General features: G+C 67.1%; 18 protein-coding genes and 2 pseudogenes. 12 read left to right on the top strand and 8 right to left on the bottom strand.

Annotated features, from left to right (window positions below; translation table 11 throughout):
• The first annotated feature begins 1 nt into the window (after position 1).
• The 7 genes from ACIA5H_RS31400 to ACIA5H_RS31370 are packed head-to-tail and all read left to right on the top strand — an operon-like array spanning position 2 to position 5,535.
• Positions 2 to 835, top strand: coding sequence for a fumarylacetoacetate hydrolase family protein (locus tag ACIA5H_RS31400; protein WP_397079317.1), 834 nt, complete (start codon positions 2 to 4; stop codon positions 833 to 835).
• Entirely contained in the window at positions 832 to 1,803 is a 972-nt protein-coding gene (locus ACIA5H_RS31395; RefSeq protein ID WP_397079314.1) for a TAXI family TRAP transporter solute-binding subunit, read from the top strand. The genes ACIA5H_RS31400 and ACIA5H_RS31395 overlap by 4 nt, the downstream gene beginning before the upstream one ends.
• 20 nt (positions 1,804 to 1,823) lie before the next feature.
• Positions 1,824 to 2,822 carry a hypothetical protein gene (locus tag ACIA5H_RS31390; protein WP_397079312.1) on the top strand — a complete coding sequence of 333 codons (999 nt, stop codon included), beginning with the start codon at positions 1,824 to 1,826 and terminating at the stop codon, positions 2,820 to 2,822.
• A complete protein-coding gene (locus tag ACIA5H_RS31385; protein ID WP_397079310.1) occupies positions 2,819 to 3,916 on the top strand; it encodes an alcohol dehydrogenase catalytic domain-containing protein in 1,098 nt (365 codons plus the stop codon). Before ACIA5H_RS31390 ends, ACIA5H_RS31385 begins: the two co-directional genes overlap by 4 nt.
• Before the next feature lie 32 nt (positions 3,917 to 3,948).
• Positions 3,949 to 4,623: an MBL fold metallo-hydrolase gene (locus ACIA5H_RS31380; RefSeq protein WP_397079307.1), complete on the top strand. Its 675-nt coding sequence runs from the start codon at positions 3,949 to 3,951 to the stop codon at positions 4,621 to 4,623.
• A 2-nt stretch (positions 4,624 to 4,625) separates the two neighbouring features.
• Positions 4,626 to 4,787 carry a hypothetical protein gene (locus tag ACIA5H_RS31375; protein ID WP_397079304.1) on the top strand — a complete coding sequence of 54 codons (162 nt, stop codon included), beginning with the start codon at positions 4,626 to 4,628 and terminating at the stop codon, positions 4,785 to 4,787.
• 16 nt (positions 4,788 to 4,803) lie between these two features.
• Positions 4,804 to 5,535, top strand: coding sequence for a class II aldolase/adducin family protein (locus ACIA5H_RS31370; RefSeq protein ID WP_397079302.1), 732 nt, complete (start codon positions 4,804 to 4,806; stop codon positions 5,533 to 5,535).
• 174 nt (positions 5,536 to 5,709) lie between these two features.
• Here ACIA5H_RS31370 and ACIA5H_RS31365 read toward each other — a convergent pair whose 3' ends face one another.
• Positions 5,710 to 6,108 carry a chromate transporter gene (locus tag ACIA5H_RS31365; protein WP_397079300.1) on the bottom strand — a complete coding sequence of 133 codons (399 nt, stop codon included), beginning with the start codon at positions 6,106 to 6,108 and terminating at the stop codon, positions 5,710 to 5,712.
• Positions 6,109 to 6,216: 108 nt separating this feature from the next.
• On the opposite strand from ACIA5H_RS31365, the gene ACIA5H_RS31360 reads away from it, so the two are divergent.
• From ACIA5H_RS31360 to ACIA5H_RS31350, 3 genes and pseudogenes are all read left to right on the top strand, one after another.
• Positions 6,217 to 6,798: a YncE family protein gene (locus ACIA5H_RS31360; RefSeq protein ID WP_397079297.1), complete on the top strand. Its 582-nt coding sequence runs from the start codon at positions 6,217 to 6,219 to the stop codon at positions 6,796 to 6,798.
• Between the two features lie 171 nt (positions 6,799 to 6,969).
• Positions 6,970 to 7,098, top strand: a pseudogene (locus ACIA5H_RS31355) (peptidase M23); the annotation flags it as partial.
• A 91-nt stretch (positions 7,099 to 7,189) separates the two neighbouring features.
• Positions 7,190 to 7,681, top strand: coding sequence for an RDD family protein (locus ACIA5H_RS31350; RefSeq protein ID WP_397079295.1), 492 nt, complete (start codon positions 7,190 to 7,192; stop codon positions 7,679 to 7,681).
• A gap of 219 nt (positions 7,682 to 7,900) precedes the next feature.
• Here ACIA5H_RS31350 and ACIA5H_RS31345 read toward each other — a convergent pair whose 3' ends face one another.
• The 4 genes from ACIA5H_RS31345 to ACIA5H_RS31330 all read right to left on the bottom strand — a co-directional run bounded on the left by ACIA5H_RS31345 (position 7,901) and on the right by ACIA5H_RS31330 (position 10,520).
• Positions 7,901 to 8,272 carry an ArsR/SmtB family transcription factor gene (locus ACIA5H_RS31345; protein WP_397079293.1) on the bottom strand — a complete coding sequence of 124 codons (372 nt, stop codon included), beginning with the start codon at positions 8,270 to 8,272 and terminating at the stop codon, positions 7,901 to 7,903.
• Positions 8,273 to 8,275: 3 nt separating this feature from the next.
• Positions 8,276 to 9,520, bottom strand: a complete 1,245-nt coding sequence (locus ACIA5H_RS31340; RefSeq protein ID WP_397079291.1) for an MFS transporter — start codon at positions 9,518 to 9,520, stop codon at positions 8,276 to 8,278.
• Positions 9,521 to 9,678: 158 nt separating this feature from the next.
• Positions 9,679 to 9,864, bottom strand: coding sequence for a hypothetical protein (locus tag ACIA5H_RS31335; protein ID WP_397079289.1), 186 nt, complete (start codon positions 9,862 to 9,864; stop codon positions 9,679 to 9,681).
• Positions 9,861 to 10,520: a class I SAM-dependent methyltransferase gene (locus ACIA5H_RS31330; RefSeq protein WP_397079287.1), complete on the bottom strand. Its 660-nt coding sequence runs from the start codon at positions 10,518 to 10,520 to the stop codon at positions 9,861 to 9,863. Before ACIA5H_RS31330 ends, ACIA5H_RS31335 begins: the two co-directional genes overlap by 4 nt.
• Positions 10,521 to 10,606: 86 nt before the next feature.
• Between ACIA5H_RS31330 and ACIA5H_RS31325 the strand changes: the two genes are divergently transcribed.
• On the top strand, positions 10,607 to 11,245 hold the full coding sequence (locus ACIA5H_RS31325) for a TetR family transcriptional regulator (RefSeq protein WP_397079285.1): 639 nt from the start codon (positions 10,607 to 10,609) through the stop codon (positions 11,243 to 11,245).
• A 691-nt stretch (positions 11,246 to 11,936) separates the two neighbouring features.
• Here the strand turns inward: ACIA5H_RS31325 and ACIA5H_RS31320 are convergent.
• Positions 11,937 to 12,386, bottom strand: a pseudogene (locus ACIA5H_RS31320) (alpha/beta hydrolase fold domain-containing protein); the annotation flags it as partial.
• Positions 12,387 to 12,538: 152 nt separating this feature from the next.
• Positions 12,539 to 12,811: a hypothetical protein gene (locus ACIA5H_RS31315; RefSeq protein ID WP_397079283.1), complete on the bottom strand. Its 273-nt coding sequence runs from the start codon at positions 12,809 to 12,811 to the stop codon at positions 12,539 to 12,541.
• Between ACIA5H_RS31315 and ACIA5H_RS31310 the strand changes: the two genes are divergently transcribed.
• Positions 12,810 to 13,352: a hypothetical protein gene (locus tag ACIA5H_RS31310; RefSeq protein WP_397079281.1), complete on the top strand. Its 543-nt coding sequence runs from the start codon at positions 12,810 to 12,812 to the stop codon at positions 13,350 to 13,352. The two genes, ACIA5H_RS31315 and ACIA5H_RS31310, sit on opposite strands and share 2 nt — an antisense overlap.
• Before the next feature lie 18 nt (positions 13,353 to 13,370).
• On the opposite strand, the gene ACIA5H_RS31305 is transcribed toward ACIA5H_RS31310, so the two are convergent.
• Positions 13,371 to 13,511, bottom strand: a complete 141-nt coding sequence (locus ACIA5H_RS31305) for a hypothetical protein (protein WP_397079279.1) — start codon at positions 13,509 to 13,511, stop codon at positions 13,371 to 13,373.
• Between the last annotated feature and the right edge of the window lie 336 nt (positions 13,512 to 13,847).

Genomic DNA, 13,847 nt, shown 5'->3' with positions numbered 1-13,847 from the left:
CATGGCATATGTGACCTACGAACACCGCGGCGTGCGCCGCGTCGGCGAAGTACAGGGTTCGGAGCTGGTCCCGTTGGGCGGTCTCGCCGAGATCGGTTCCGGGACCGCCTCGGACGTGCTGGCCGACGCCGAACGTGATCCCAGCGGCCGAGTCGCGATCGATGCGGTCCGGCTGCTGCCGGTGGTGCCCAACCCGTCGAAGGTGTTCTGCGTCGGGCTGAACTATCGCGAGCACGTCACCGAGACCAGACGCGAGCTGCCGACCTATCCGGTGCTGTTCCCCAAGTTCGCCGATAGCCTCATCGGCGCCTACGACGACATCGTGTTGCCGCCGGAGTCGACCCAGGTGGACTACGAAGGTGAACTGGCCGTCATCATCGGCAGGCCCGGCCGTCGCATCGCCGAAGCCGACGCCGACGAGCATGTTCTCGGCTACAGCACGGCCAACGACATCACCATGCGCGACTTCCAGTACAAGACCCACCAGTGGATGCAGGGAAAGGCGTGGCAGGCCAGCACGCCACTCGGTCCCACGCTGGTGACGCCGGCCGAGGTCGACCTGTCGACGGCGGGCATCCGCACCGTGCTAAACGGCGAAAAGGTCCAGGAATCGGAATTGTCGATGCTGATTTTCTCCATTCCTCGGCTCATCGCCGACATCTCGACTTTCACCACCCTCGCCCCAGGCGACGTCATCTTGACCGGAACCCCCGGTGGCGTCGGCTATCGCCGCGATCCGCAGTTGTTCCTGCGCGACGGTGACCAGATCAGTGTCGAGATCGATGGCGTCGGAACGGTCCGCAACCTGGTGCGCAGCGAGGTGGTTCCGGCATGAGCACTCGGCCCGCCGAACCACGCATCGACCGATCGCTGCGAGTGCAACTGCAAGGTGACTGGGGCACGGCCAATCTGCACCGGGTGTGTGGCTGGATCTCTCAGGAACTGACCGACCGGGCAGGCCCACATACTCGGGTCGGAATCTGGAACGGGCGCGGGTTTTCCGACAATGTGCGAGCGGTCGGGCGCGGTGAAGTCGATATCGCACTGACCACACCCGCCGCGTTCACCGCTGTCGCGCTCGACGGCCGCGGCGCCTACCGTGACGAGTACTATCCCGACTTGCGCGCGCTCGGCGTTGTGCCCCAACGTGATCGGCTGGTCTTCGCCGTGCACGCGGATCTCGGCGTCAGCTCGTTCGCCGAGCTGCGCGAGGTGAAGCCGGCGCTGCGGGTGGCGACTTCGGTCGACGACGGGGTCAACGCCGTCGGCCTGGCCGCCCACGAATTGCTCGAACGATCAGGCGTCGATGTCGAAGGCTGGGGCGGGGAGTTCCTCGGCGACGAACGGCCCTTCGAGTCGCTCGATCACGTCCTCGCCGGCCGCGCCAACGCGATCGTGCACGAAGCCGTGATGTTGCCGCATTGGCAGCAATTCGGCGCCGACTACCGCTTCCTCGAAGTCGAGCCCGAGGTGCTCGCCTCCTTCGACCGGGACTTCGGGTGGCCCTCCGCCACCGTTGCCGATGAGTTCTTCCCCGGCCGCGCCGCGTTCCAGACCCTGGACTTCTCCGATTTCCTGGTCGTGACCCGCGCGGACATGGCCGAGGACCTCGCCTACGCCGTCGCCTGGATTCTCGGGGAGACCCGCCACCTCCTCGAGGCTCAATACCGGCACCTGCCGCCCGAGCGCAGCCCGGTCACCTACCCGCTCGACCCGCCGACCATGGGCATCACCCCGATTCCGCTGCACCCCGGCGCAGCAGCCTACTACCAGGCACTGCCGACCGCCGAATTCGTTTCCTGACGAGACAAAGAGGTCTCTCCATGAGTGTTGTCATCGAAGACATCGTGACCATGACGTCCGAGGTGCCCCTGCGCAGCATCCGCCGCGACGAAGGCCAACTTCTCTCCCCACCACGCCCGGGCAAGATGCCCATGAAGCTGTGGCGCGATCATCCGCCACTGACGGTCGTCCACTTCCCCCAGCGGTACCAGGCACAGCCGTTCGCCCCACCGCGCGGGGTCTACGAGAACGACCAGATCCGCATCGAATGGCAGACGATGGACAACCGCCAGCCCTTCTACCACCGCAACTGCGACGTAGACGAGATCTCCTACCAGATCGACGGCGAACGCACCCTGATGACCGAACTCGGCACCATCGAACACCGGCCTGGCGAGTTCTCCTGCATCCCGCGCGGTGTCGCGCACGACAACTACGGGCGCACCGAAAGCCATCTGCTGTTCTACATTCCGGCACCGGTCACCGAAACAGGCAGTGCGGTTCGCGCATCGGCGGCAGCGCTGCCGCCATTTCCCGGATGGCAGCCAGGACAGGTCAACGAGGCGGTCACCCAGTGCATGGGATCGCTGGGCCACGACATCACCGTGTTCCCCATCGACGAGCATGAGCTGCTCGACCGTGTCACCGACGAACCCGACCGGATCTCTGTATTCGCTGTCGGCTCAGGGGCGAACCCGCTCTACGCGACCGACCAATTCAGTTTGGGCACAAAAACATTCACGGCTGAGCAAGCACACGTGCGGCGCTACACACGGACCCTCGACGCCGACGAGATCCAGTATCAGATCAGCGGCTCGCGCACGCTGGTGACCCAGCGCGGGATCGTCGAACTCGGCCCGGGCGACTTCGTCCGGATCCCGCTCGGCATCGCCCACACCAGTGTCGGCCACGAGGACGGCGCCTACCTCAGCGTGCTCTCCCACCGCGAACTACCCCAGGTCGCCGAGACTTCACGCACCGCACAACGCTGCACACCCGAATACCTCGATGCCCTTGCGGGGGAAAGAAGCTCGCGATGACCATGCTCGCCGCACGCGCCACCCAAGGCGCGCACACTCTGACCCTCGAACAGATCCCCATTCCCCAGCCAGGACCACTCGACGTCGTCGTCAAGGTCGTCTCGGCCGGGCTGGCACCCGGCATGATCGCCCTCCTGAAAATGGGAGCGTTCAAACACCTTCCGACGACCCTCGGGCACGAAGCGGCCGGCACCGTAGCCGCGGTGGGCGAGCAGGTCACCGACATCACGGTCGGCGACCGAGTACGGGTCCATCCCAACCTCAACTGCCGCAGCTGTGACTACTGCCGCACCGACAACGACATGATGTGCCCGCAACAGGCGATGATCGGGCACGCGGGCTTCGGCACGGTGCCGATGCCGCTCTATGAGCGCTACCACGATGGCGGCCTCGCCGAATACGTCCGAGTGCCCCACTGGCTGATCGACCAGCTCCCGAGCAACGTCGGCTTCGACGTGGCCGCCAAGGTGCACGATCTGGCGAATGTCGTGCGGATCTTGAAGTGCGCGCAGTTGCCGCTGGGCTCGACGGTTGTCACCACCGCCGCCACCGGGACGATGGGCACCGCGACGATCAAACTGGCCGAGCATTTCGGCATCGCCCGGTTGTTGCTGGTCGGCCGCTCCGCCGAACGGCTCGCCGCGGTGACGCCGCTGGCGGGCAATGTCGAGGTCGACACAGTCGCCCTTGATGAGTTGCCGACCGACTGGGAGAGCACCGGCGGTCTCACTCGCCGACTGCGCGAGCTGGCCCCGGCCGGTGTGCACGCGGTCGCCGACTACATCCCGGCAGGCGCCGCCACCAGCCAGGCGATGGCTGCTCTGCGCACCGGCGGCGCCATCGCCCACATGGGCGGCAACACCACGCCGTTGTCGCTGCCGCCCCTTGCCTTGATGGTGAACTGCTGGCGCTTCGTCGGCACCCGCGCCTGCACGCGGTCCGACGCCGAACAGGTCCTCGCCCTGCTCGGATCCGGCGCACTGAACGTGGACGAGCTGATCACCCAGCGGTTCCCCCTGGCCGATGCCGACACCGCGGTCGAAGCGATGGTGAACCGCAAAGAGCCGATGTGGATGACCGTGGTCAACCCCTGAGTACGCAGTCTCCGAACGGAAGGCGAAAAGTTATGAACATCACGCACTTCGGGCACGCCTGCGTTCTCGTGGAAATCCCCGGCGAGGCTGCCTCGACGCGAATCCTGTTCGACCCCGGCACCTATTCGCAGGATTTCGAAGGCTTGACCGAGCTCGACCTGGTCCTGATCACCCATGCCCACCCCGACCACCTCGACGGTTCTCGGCTCGCCGCGCTGCTGGCAGCCAACCCAGCCGCCCAACTGATCGTCGGCGAGGGCACACTCGCGGCACTGGACCACCCGGACTACCCCGAAAACATGCGTCGGCCCGCGCACGTGGCGCAGCCGGGCCAGAAGCTATCGGTGCTCGGTCACGACATCGTGATCACCGGCGGCGAGCACGCCTGCGTCCATCCTGCATTGCCCACCTCGGAGAATGTCGGCTATCTGATCGACGACGCCGTCTTCCACCCGGGCGACGCTTTCGACGAGATCGCTACGACCGTCGATGTCCTGTTGCTGCCGATCGGCGGGCCGTGGATGAAGATCGGCGAGGGTATCGACTATCTGCGGTCGATCGCTCCGCGCGTCGTAGTGCCGATCCACCAGGCAGGTCTGGCCCCCGCACACCAGAGCATGCATTGCCGGCTGCTGAAGAACCTCGCACCCGAGACCACCGAAGTACTGGTTCTCGACCACGCGACCTCGCACCCGATCTCGCCCTAACGGTGGCTTGCGATCGGCTCGCCGTCCCCGACGACTGGGACCGGCGGGTGAACTCGTTCTGGCGCCCCGAACCCGGGGAAGTCGTGTACACGATAGGCACCGCCCAGGCCGAAGCGCCCGGCACCGCCGTCGTGCTCGACTCTGCTCTCGCCCACTTCCTCTGAAAACCCAGGAGACACTGTGACCGATCCCCGAACCCATATCGTGCAGGCGAGCCGCGCCCTGGCCGTCGCCGGGTTGGGCGATATGGTGTGGGGACACGCCTCGGTCCGCGATCCGCAGGGTCGTGGCGTCTGGATGAAGGCATCCGGGTGGGGATTCGAAGAAATCGACGATGACAAGGTCGTCCTCGTTTCACCCGCGGGCGTCGTTCTCGACGGAAACGGTCGACGCCACCTCGAATACCCCATCCACACCGCCATCATGGCAGTACGACCCGACGTCGGCAGCGTCGTGCACACCCACGCGCCAGCGCTGTCGGCGTTCGCGTCACTGAACTGCGAAATCCGCCCGATCTCCCACGACGGGGTGCTGTTCGCGTACTCGCGGCTGTCGCGTTTCACCGAGACCGGTGCCCTGATCGACACCCACGACCTGGGCGACGCGTTGGCCACCACACTCGGCGACGGTGCCGCGCTCCTCATCCCGAATCACGGCGCGGTCACTGTCGGACCCGACGTCGCGACTGCCGTCATGTATTCCGTACTGCTCGAACGCGCGTGCCGGACCCAGCTCATGTCCCTGGCGGCGGGCGGTCCGAAGACCTGGTCGAGCGAGTCCGAGGCCGAATACAAGCGAAGCCAGGTCTGGGACCCGACGCAAATCCAAGCCGGCTTCGACTACCTGCTCCGCAGCGCCGCACGCGGACCCGAGGTTCCGCGCTCGGGTGAGACCGGTGAGGGCCCACGATGAGCGATGACCAACCAGTGGCACAGTGGTTGCCCACTCCGGAAGACATCGCCCAGGCCCAGCTCACCGCGTTCGCCGACTTCGTCATGGCTCGGACCGGCCTGGGTCCCGAGCGCCAACAGCACCGTGGCCGTTATGGATCGGGCCTGTGCGGCTGGAGGTTGTTCGTCGTCACCGTCACGGGAGTCGCCAGGGGTGGGGGTGTAGCCGGGGGTGGGCGTCGATGGCGATCATCAGCAGGCCTGCGCCGAAGATGACCAGGATGGGTTCGGATCCGGTGGCGGCGGTCAGGGCGAACACTGCCGCGCTGATGGTCCACGGCCGTGGGTCGCGGCGGTCGGTGAGTTTTAGCAGGTTGATCGCGGCCAGGGTGATGATGGCCATGACGGCGGGGGCGATGCCGTAGAACAGCGACGCCACGATGCTCAAACCCGAATACCGCGTGTAGACCGCGCCCACGACCACGACCAGCAGGAACGAGGGCGCGACGAACGCAGCGGCGACGGCGACGGCGAGCGCGCCGCGGCGCAGGTAGCCGACCCGCATCGCGACTTGGGTAGCCAGCGGGCCGGGCATCGCTGACCGAGCGCACACCGTCGAGGAAGTCCTGGCGGCCCATCCAGGCGCGTTGTTCGACGAGGTCGCGTCCCCGACGGGCTCGCTTATGACCCGGTCCGTCATGCGGTGTGGACGACCAACGAGCACGCCGGCACCGAGACCGTCGCCGACGCGGACACCGGCGCGGTGCGCGCCACCGTCGGGTTGGGTGGTGAGGTCGGCAACGTCGTCTACGACCCGGTCACCGACCGCATGGTCGTGGCGGTCCAGGGGCGCGACGATTTGGCGGTGATCGATCCCGCGACTTTCGTGGTGACCGACCGGATCCCGACGCCGGGCTGCGACCATCCGCACGGCCAAGCCCTCGACGCCGCCGATCGAGTGATGTTCGTCGGCTGCGAGGCCAACTCCAGCATGGTCACCGTGGACCTGGCCGCCCGCACCGTCACCGGACAAGACCGTGTCGGTGAGACTCCCGACGTGCTGGTCTACGACCCGGGCGCGCACCGGGTCTACCTCGCGGCCGAAAGCGGCTGGGTCAGCGTGTTCGACCGCCGCGACGGCCGCACCCTCGCCGTCGGCTCCGCGCATCTGGCCGACGGGTCGCACTCGCTGGCGCTGGACCCCGCCACTCACCACACCTACTTCCCGATCCCCCGGGGCGCCGACGGTGCGCCGGTGCTGTGGGAGTTCGAACCCACCCACTGAACCGTCGGGCACAACATCTTTCGACGACAAGGACATGCCAGGGCAGTTTCGACACGTCGACCCCCATTATGCGCGGCCACAATGGCCCCGTTGCTGGCGCTCACCGCGGCGGCAGGATGCGCGAGCGCCGACACCTCGCCCACACCCGCGACCACTTCCGCCGCGTCCGGGCGCCAACCGGTGACGACCACCGACGCGGACTGGAAACCGGTCACCGACACTTTCGGGCGCACCGGCAAGTTCGGTGACAACAACACCGCCTACCGCATCCCGCTGGTGCGCACCGATCTGCAGGTCACACCGCGGGCGTGTTGTCGTTTTTCAGCGTCCCGCACGGGTGCGACCTCCACATCCCTGGGGAGAGCTGGTGGGCGGCGGCACAATACGTGGCGTGAACGCAACGCACCCTGGTCCTCACCAGAGCCGATCGCCCGCCCAGTCGCCCGAACCTCGGGGGGTCGGTGTCCCGGAGCAGGCGGGAGAGAACCGCTTGGTCCTGGCCGCGGTGACCGACGCCTTCGTCGCGCTGGTCATGGGTTTCGCATTGTCACAACGTGCCTTTCATGCTTTCAACGGTGTCGCGGAGTTCCTGGGCGCGTTCATTCCGTGTGTGCTCGCGGTGTCATTCGCCAACCACGTCCTCGGCACACTGCTGCTGCGGGGCAGTGTCGCGAAGCTGCTGTTCGGAATGCGGGTCCTCCGATGGAAGGACGGCCGACGCCCCCGGTTGTGGCAGACGGTCGCACGATGGCTGTTCGGATTCGTGGTGATAGGACTGCAATACCTGCTTGAAGGCGCGAGCGTGGGCCAAGCCTTCGGATTGCGCACAGTGCGTCGACGCGACCAGCGCCACCCGGTCGGCCAGTCGGCAGCGAATCGTTGACCGCATGCACCACGGCAGTCTCGGTGACCGCAGCTCGCATGATGAGTTCGGCCGTACGCCGGATATTTCGGCGGCATCAGGCGGCTCCTGCTGTCGACCCGACAATCGGTACCGATGTTCCCGCTGCACTGTGGCTGCGAGGTGAAGTGTGCACACCTGTCGTGTCCAGCCTGATCGGCGAAGGCCATGGCATGGCGAAGTCGGCTCGGACCGAATCGGTCAGGCGTGTGGTGGTTCGCCGGTGACGATGTGGTCGGCGAGGTTGAGTCCTTCGCGGACCAGTCGGGTGAGGTGGCCGTCGCGGACGCGGTAGATGATGCGGCGGCCTTCTCTTCGGGTGTCGACCAGGCCGGTGAAGCGGAGTTTGGCGAGGTGTTGGCTGACCGCGGTGCGGGAGGCGCCGACTGCTTCGGTGAGGGCGCTGACGTCGGCTTCGCCGTCGGCGAGGATCCACAGGATGTGCAGCCGGGTGGGGTCGGACAGCATGCGGAAGGCGCCGGTCGCGGCGTCCAGACGCGGTTGGTCGGGGCTGATCGGGTGCAGGAGGCTGGGCACGGGAGGGTCAGCGGCCGGATTCGGAGGCCCTGCCATCGTTCACCGCCTTCCTGCTGGCACCGCCTCCGGTTCGGTCGGCGTGGTCGCGGGCCAGACGCGGGCGGCTGTGGTTGCTGCAAGTGTAGCGATGGCGGCCAGGGTCAGTGCGGCGGTGAGCTGGCCCGCTCCGGCGCCGACCCATCCCGCGATGGGGTAGGTGAGCAGGAAGCAGGCATGGGAAAGCGAGAACTGGGCGGTGAAGACCGCTGTGCGGTTCTCCGGTGTCGATTCCGCGCGCAGCAGACGCGCGGACGGTGTGTTGATCATCGAGGTGCACGCGCCGAGCGCTGTCCACGCCAAGGCCAGCAGAAACGAGCCACGCTCGGCGGAGGGCTGAATCGCGGCGATCGCGGCGGCGGCGAGCAGCCCCACCGGCAGCGCAGCGCTGCCGGTGAGCATGACTCGGCGGTCGCTGAAGCTTGACAGCAGCCGCGGCATGGTGAGCGCGATGAGCATCGAGCCGCCGCCGTAGCAGGCCAGGAGGAGGGCGACACCGGTAGCGGAGCCGTGCAGCAGGTCCTGGACGTAGATCACGGTGTTCACCATGACCAGCGCGGTCGCGGCGGCGACGGCGAGGTTCATGGCCAGCAGGCCGCGCAGCACGGGCCGCTGGACCATGACCTGAGCGCCGTGGGTGATCCGCTCGATCAGCGGCACGGTCCGGTCACCGGGCACCAGGCGCGGCAACGGGGTCCTCACCACCAGCGCGGCGGATGCGACGAACCCGGCGGCGGTGCCGACGAACAGCAGGTTGTAGTCGATCAGCGTCAGCAATGCGGCGGCCAGCACCGGGCTCAGCAGCGACTCCAGGTCGTAGGCCAGCCGCGACAGCGACAACCCGCGGGTGTAGTCGTCCTCGTCGACCAGCACCGCCGGGATCACTGCCTGGAAGGCGGGGGTGAATGTCGCCGAGGCGGCTTGCAGCACGAAGATCAGCAGATAGATCTGCCACACCTCGGTGACGAAAGGTAGCGTCACGGCGATCACCGCCCGGATCGCGTCCGCGGACACCAGCAGCACCCGGCGTGGCACGCGGTCGGCGACCGCCGCGATCACCGGCGCGACGAAGACGTAGGCGACCATCTTGATCGCCAGCGCGGTACCCAGCACCGCCCCGGCATCGCTACCGGCCAAATCGTAGGCCAGCAGCCCCAGCGCCACCGTCAGCAAACCGGTCCCGACCAGCGCCACCACCTGCGCGGTGAACAACCGCCGGAACCGGCGACGCCGCAATACCTCGATCACGCTGACCTTCCCGAACTCGCTCGACTTAGGGCGACCTTACGCCAATAGGTGCGCAGATGCGAACCTATTGGCGAGTAGGGTGCCGCGGACGGTCACACGCCTCGGCTGGTCGCGGCGGATGGGATGGATCGCGGTTCATCCCAGAGCCGTTGACGCGGCTATCTCGAGGAGGGGCGGTGCAGCCATCGACGCCCGACGGCGGCGAGCGGCAGATGCGCGACCAGTATCAGGCCCACGGCGGCAGCTCCGAGCCCGGCCATGCTGCCCAGCCCCACATGCACGGCCAGGCCGATGACGATCAACACAACAGCCAGGACCCGCAGCACGCCCGTCGAGTGGCTCATCGAGTGGCTCCCGGCTTCAGGGCTGTGATGTAGCGGATCCAGGGATGCAGGTCGCCTGAGCCGATTTGCTCGAAACCCGCTTCAGCGACCATCGGCTCGAGCAAATGGATGGGATTGTGCCGCATCGAAGGACCGGTCAACGCACCGACCAGATGGCGGCCCAGAGGGTTGGCCGGTGGCCGGAACTCGCCGATCAACAGGCGGCCCCCAGGACGCAGCACCCGCCACATCTCCTCCAGCGCTGTCGCGCGCACATCCTCCGGCAGGTGATGCAGCATCAAGCAGTTGGTCACCACATCGAACGAACTGTCCTCGCCGGGAAGCGATTCGGCGACACCGACGGAGTAGGTGCAATTCCGTTCGGTGGTGATCTTGCGGGCGCGCTCGAGCACCGCGGCCGACGCATCGACACCGACCACCGTCCCCGCATCGGCGACCGCGGCCAAGCGGCGAGTCAAATACCCGGTCCCACAACCGATATCGAGCACGCGGTCACCCGGGCGGGCGCCGCTCAACTCCGCGAGGCGGCGATAAACCCGGTCGCGTCGTCCGCCGAAGAACACCGCGCCGAACACGTCGTAGGTACCGCCGTGGTCGATGGTGAGTCCCGCGGTGTCCGGGTTGGGGGTGTGATGCATCAAATGTCCGAGGCCCATGGCCCCTCCTTAACTTAGTGACGACTAAGATGACGAATAACTTAGTCGCAACTAAGTTGTTGGGCAAGGACGGATACGATGACTGCATGGCACGCGCACCCTCCGATCCCGCCGAACAGCGGCGCACTCGATTGCGCGCCGCCGACCGGCGCGCGTCGATCATCGGCGCCGCCACTGTGGTGTTCGCCGAGTCGGGGTTCCAGCGCGCCACCATGGCGCAGATCGCGGCTCGTGTCGGTGTCACCGAGCCGGTGCTGTTCCAGAATTTCGGCTCCAAAGCCGCGCTCTACGCCGCTGTCGTGGCACACGCCTCCGAGCAGATGTGCGCCATGATGCGCACCGTCGCCTCCGAGACCGACTCCGTCGCCACGTTGCTGGCCCACCTGCTCAGCCCCGGCCACATCGACGAACTCCACGCACCCGGCTCGCTCGGAGTGATCTTCGCCGACGCCATGACCATGACGGCCGAGCCCGCTGTCGAGCAGGCGGTCCGCCACCACATGGGCGAACTCGCCGACGTCCTGGCCGAGATGATCACGCGGGGCCGGCGAACCGGGGAACTGCGCGCAGACCTCGACCCGCAAGCGGCCGCATGGGCGGTGCTGTTCTTCCTAGCGGGACACCGCTTCCGTGCCGCCGTCATGCCCGACCGGCAACGACTCGAAACCCACATCGCCCACATGACATTGCGCGCACTACTCGACGACGGCGCCAACCAAGTCTGATACCGGCCTCCCCGACGCTTCCGAACCGGCGCGAGGGATTGCGGTCGCGGATGGCCACCAAGTCCTGCGGCACCGCCGGGTTGGGCGGTGTTTTGCACCGTAGCGGCCTTGCCAGTCGTGGCTCCTGATTCGCCGGGAGTCATCGGCGAGGACGGGCCGCCCGGCCGGCTGCCACAGTCCCCGGAGTGGAGGCGGGTGTAGTGCTCCGGGCTTCGTCGCGGGGTTGCTGGTGGCCGTGGTGACCACGTCGCCCGGTGTGTCCGGGGCGGTGTTCCTGCTGCAGGTCCGGCGGCTCCGAACCCGGCGAGCAGATCAACCCCCGCCGCTGCCGAAGCCATGGACCGAGGAAACCCTCCAGGCGCCGACGTGAACATCACCATGGAGTCCGAGCGCCAGCATGTTCAGCAGCGCACCCGAGCGAGCATGGACGCTCGAGTTCTCGAATGCGCGAACGTCCCGCAAGACGTGGGCCCCTGAGGATACTGGGCGCGCGTGGCGGAATACGGGCCGTTTCATCATGCCGTGGGGAACTGTCGTCACCGCAGGCTTCGGAGCGACGGTGTGGCTGGTGGTCATCGCCGTACTCGGACTCTTCGCAGCTTCATTTTCGATGAAAATGTCAATTGGCCCGCCCGGTCGCCGGACCTTCGCAGACGTCAACAGGGCGCCTTGGAAACCCCCGGGTGCGGAGCTATGCCCGCGCGATCTCGCGCAGGTACAGGCACACTTGGTCGATCGCCTGTTTCGCTTGCGCGAAGACGCCGACTTCGGTGACGAAGCCGTGGAAGACGCCGGTGAACCTGGTCAGCGAGACAGGGACGCCTTCGCCCCGGAGCCGCGCCGCGTACGCCTCGGCATCGTCACGGATCGGGTCGACCTCCGCGGTCATGATCAGCGTGGGCGGCAAGCCGCGCAGCGACTCGGCGCGCATGGGTGCCGCGAGGTGATCGCCCCCCGGATGCTCCGCGCCGACGTACTGCTCCCAGCACCAGCGCGTGTCCGCGGCGCTGAGCAGCGGCGCGTCGGCGAATTCCGACCACGACGGCGCGGTGAATGTGTCGTCGACGGCGGGGTAGGCGAGGGGCTTGGTGGCAGCGGATGGAGCCCGAGGCCGGTATCTGCGTTTGCTGCACAGAGCGCGGTTTGCACCCGCCCAATCTGAGGACGCTCCTAGATGGCCCTCGGCTGGGTGATATCAGCGCAGTGCTCGCTGCGGGAGATCCGGCCGATAGATCGACTTGCGGAAACGGTGAGTAGAGGCGTGCTACACCCCTTCGCTTCGCAATCGGCTTCTCAAAACAGCCGCGGAGCGGCGGCCGCGGCACCCACATCCGGCAGGCTTCCTGTGGTGGCATGTCCGTCCAGCGCCCAGAGCCATCCCTCGTGGACTGCAGCCCTGTCCAGGTTGAACGCGTCATCGTCGAGCATCAGCCGGCTGCGGCTGCCGGCCCATCCGTCGGTCCATCGAGGTATGTCGGCATGGCATGCGACAGTGAGATCGACGTGGTCGATGGCGACGTAGTGCCGAAGACTGATACGGGGAGATGGTGTGGGATACGGGATCATGCCGTACGCGGTGGATGTCGAGGTGCTATCGGCGCCCTCCGCGCATACCGGCGACCCACAAGGCTTTTTCGACTGGATGGTGGATGTCCATCGGGCCACGACTTGCTCTGAGGCCGTCCGGACGGCGTTGCGGGAGCTGTTCTTTTCCGAGAAGCACAGCGGCAGCGACGGCGCGCCCTATGGGATGGCGTTGCAGATTCTGTGCGCGCGGTTCGGCGGCGCGTTGAGCAACCGGGCCTGGTATCCGATCAGTACCTCGTGGTTCGACAAGGTCGGCGACGTCCTCGACGGGCTGGGTATCGACCTCGATCCCCATCATCTGGCCTTCTCCGGATCCCCGATCTCCCTGCCGGAGATCGAGGACTTCCCGGCTATCGGGCACTTCACCCGCGCCGAGCTGGAGCCGGTCGCCCGCGCGTTCGCGGCCGCCGACCTGTCGGGGATCGGAGATGAGGAGCTCTTTGAATCAGTGACCGAGCTACGCGACTGGGTCCACTGGTGCGTCGACAACGACCTCGACCTGGTGAGCTTCCACTACTGATCGGGCCCGCACCGTGGTTCACATCCGCCAGGAGTCCAGGGCGCTGGTGTCGAAATCGCTGAGTGTCAGGCCTGCGGTGAGTTGATCGAAGCGGTCCAGCAGGTCGTCGAACTCGTCGAGGATCGGCTGGGTGCGCCAGCGAGCTGCAACGCCACGCATGTAGTAGTCGGCGGTCCGGCCACTCGTTCTCCGGCAGTGTCAGGTGGGTGTTGTAGGTGCGCAGGGTGCCCTCGGACAGGCGGGCGCGGACCTGGGGGACGTACTCGGCGAAGGTCGGCGCGTCGGGTGGGGAGGGGAGCAGGTCGCCCGGTGCGATGCTCATCTGCCGTAGCAGCAGCCGGTTCGCGGCGATGTCTCCGTCGTGGCGGTCGCGGTGGCGCTCATCGGCCGGTCTCGCTGGCTTCCCAGGCGCGCCGGCCGAGTCCCTCTCTCTGCGTCTTGTCGGGGCCGGTAGCGGGCCGGTTCTCCGATGACGACGGCGTCGAATCCTCGGTC

This window comes from Nocardia sp. NPDC051900 (assembly GCF_044452545.1).
Lineage (GTDB): Bacteria > Actinomycetota > Actinomycetes > Mycobacteriales > Mycobacteriaceae > Nocardia > Nocardia sichangensis.
The sequence above is the reverse complement of the archived record's forward strand: the minus strand, read 5'-3'. Positions and strand labels throughout refer to the sequence as shown.

Excerpts from the sequence above, each read along its gene's own strand:
- ACIA5H_RS31400 (WP_397079317.1), top strand. The coding sequence starts at position 2 with ATGGCATATGTGACCTACGAACACCGCGGCGTGCGCCGCGTCGGCGAA.
- ACIA5H_RS31395 (WP_397079314.1), top strand. The coding sequence starts at position 832 with ATGAGCACTCGGCCCGCCGAACCACGCATCGACCGATCGCTGCGAGTG.
- ACIA5H_RS31390 (WP_397079312.1), top strand. The coding sequence starts at position 1,824 with ATGAGTGTTGTCATCGAAGACATCGTGACCATGACGTCCGAGGTGCCC.
- ACIA5H_RS31385 (WP_397079310.1), top strand. The coding sequence starts at position 2,819 with ATGACCATGCTCGCCGCACGCGCCACCCAAGGCGCGCACACTCTGACC.
- ACIA5H_RS31380 (WP_397079307.1), top strand. The coding sequence starts at position 3,949 with ATGAACATCACGCACTTCGGGCACGCCTGCGTTCTCGTGGAAATCCCC.
- ACIA5H_RS31365 (WP_397079300.1), bottom strand. The coding sequence starts at position 6,108 with ATGCCCGGCCCGCTGGCTACCCAAGTCGCGATGCGGGTCGGCTACCTG.
- ACIA5H_RS31345 (WP_397079293.1), bottom strand. The coding sequence starts at position 8,272 with ATGGCAGGGCCTCCGAATCCGGCCGCTGACCCTCCCGTGCCCAGCCTC.
- ACIA5H_RS31335 (WP_397079289.1), bottom strand. The coding sequence starts at position 9,864 with ATGAGCCACTCGACGGGCGTGCTGCGGGTCCTGGCTGTTGTGTTGATC.
- ACIA5H_RS31330 (WP_397079287.1), bottom strand. The coding sequence starts at position 10,520 with ATGGGCCTCGGACATTTGATGCATCACACCCCCAACCCGGACACCGCG.
- ACIA5H_RS31325 (WP_397079285.1), top strand. The coding sequence starts at position 10,607 with ATGGCACGCGCACCCTCCGATCCCGCCGAACAGCGGCGCACTCGATTG.
- ACIA5H_RS31310 (WP_397079281.1), top strand. The coding sequence starts at position 12,810 with ATGCCGTACGCGGTGGATGTCGAGGTGCTATCGGCGCCCTCCGCGCAT.
- ACIA5H_RS31315 (WP_397079283.1), bottom strand. The coding sequence starts at position 12,811 with ATGATCCCGTATCCCACACCATCTCCCCGTATCAGTCTTCGGCACTAC.
- ACIA5H_RS31305 (WP_397079279.1), bottom strand. The coding sequence starts at position 13,511 with ATGCGTGGCGTTGCAGCTCGCTGGCGCACCCAGCCGATCCTCGACGAG.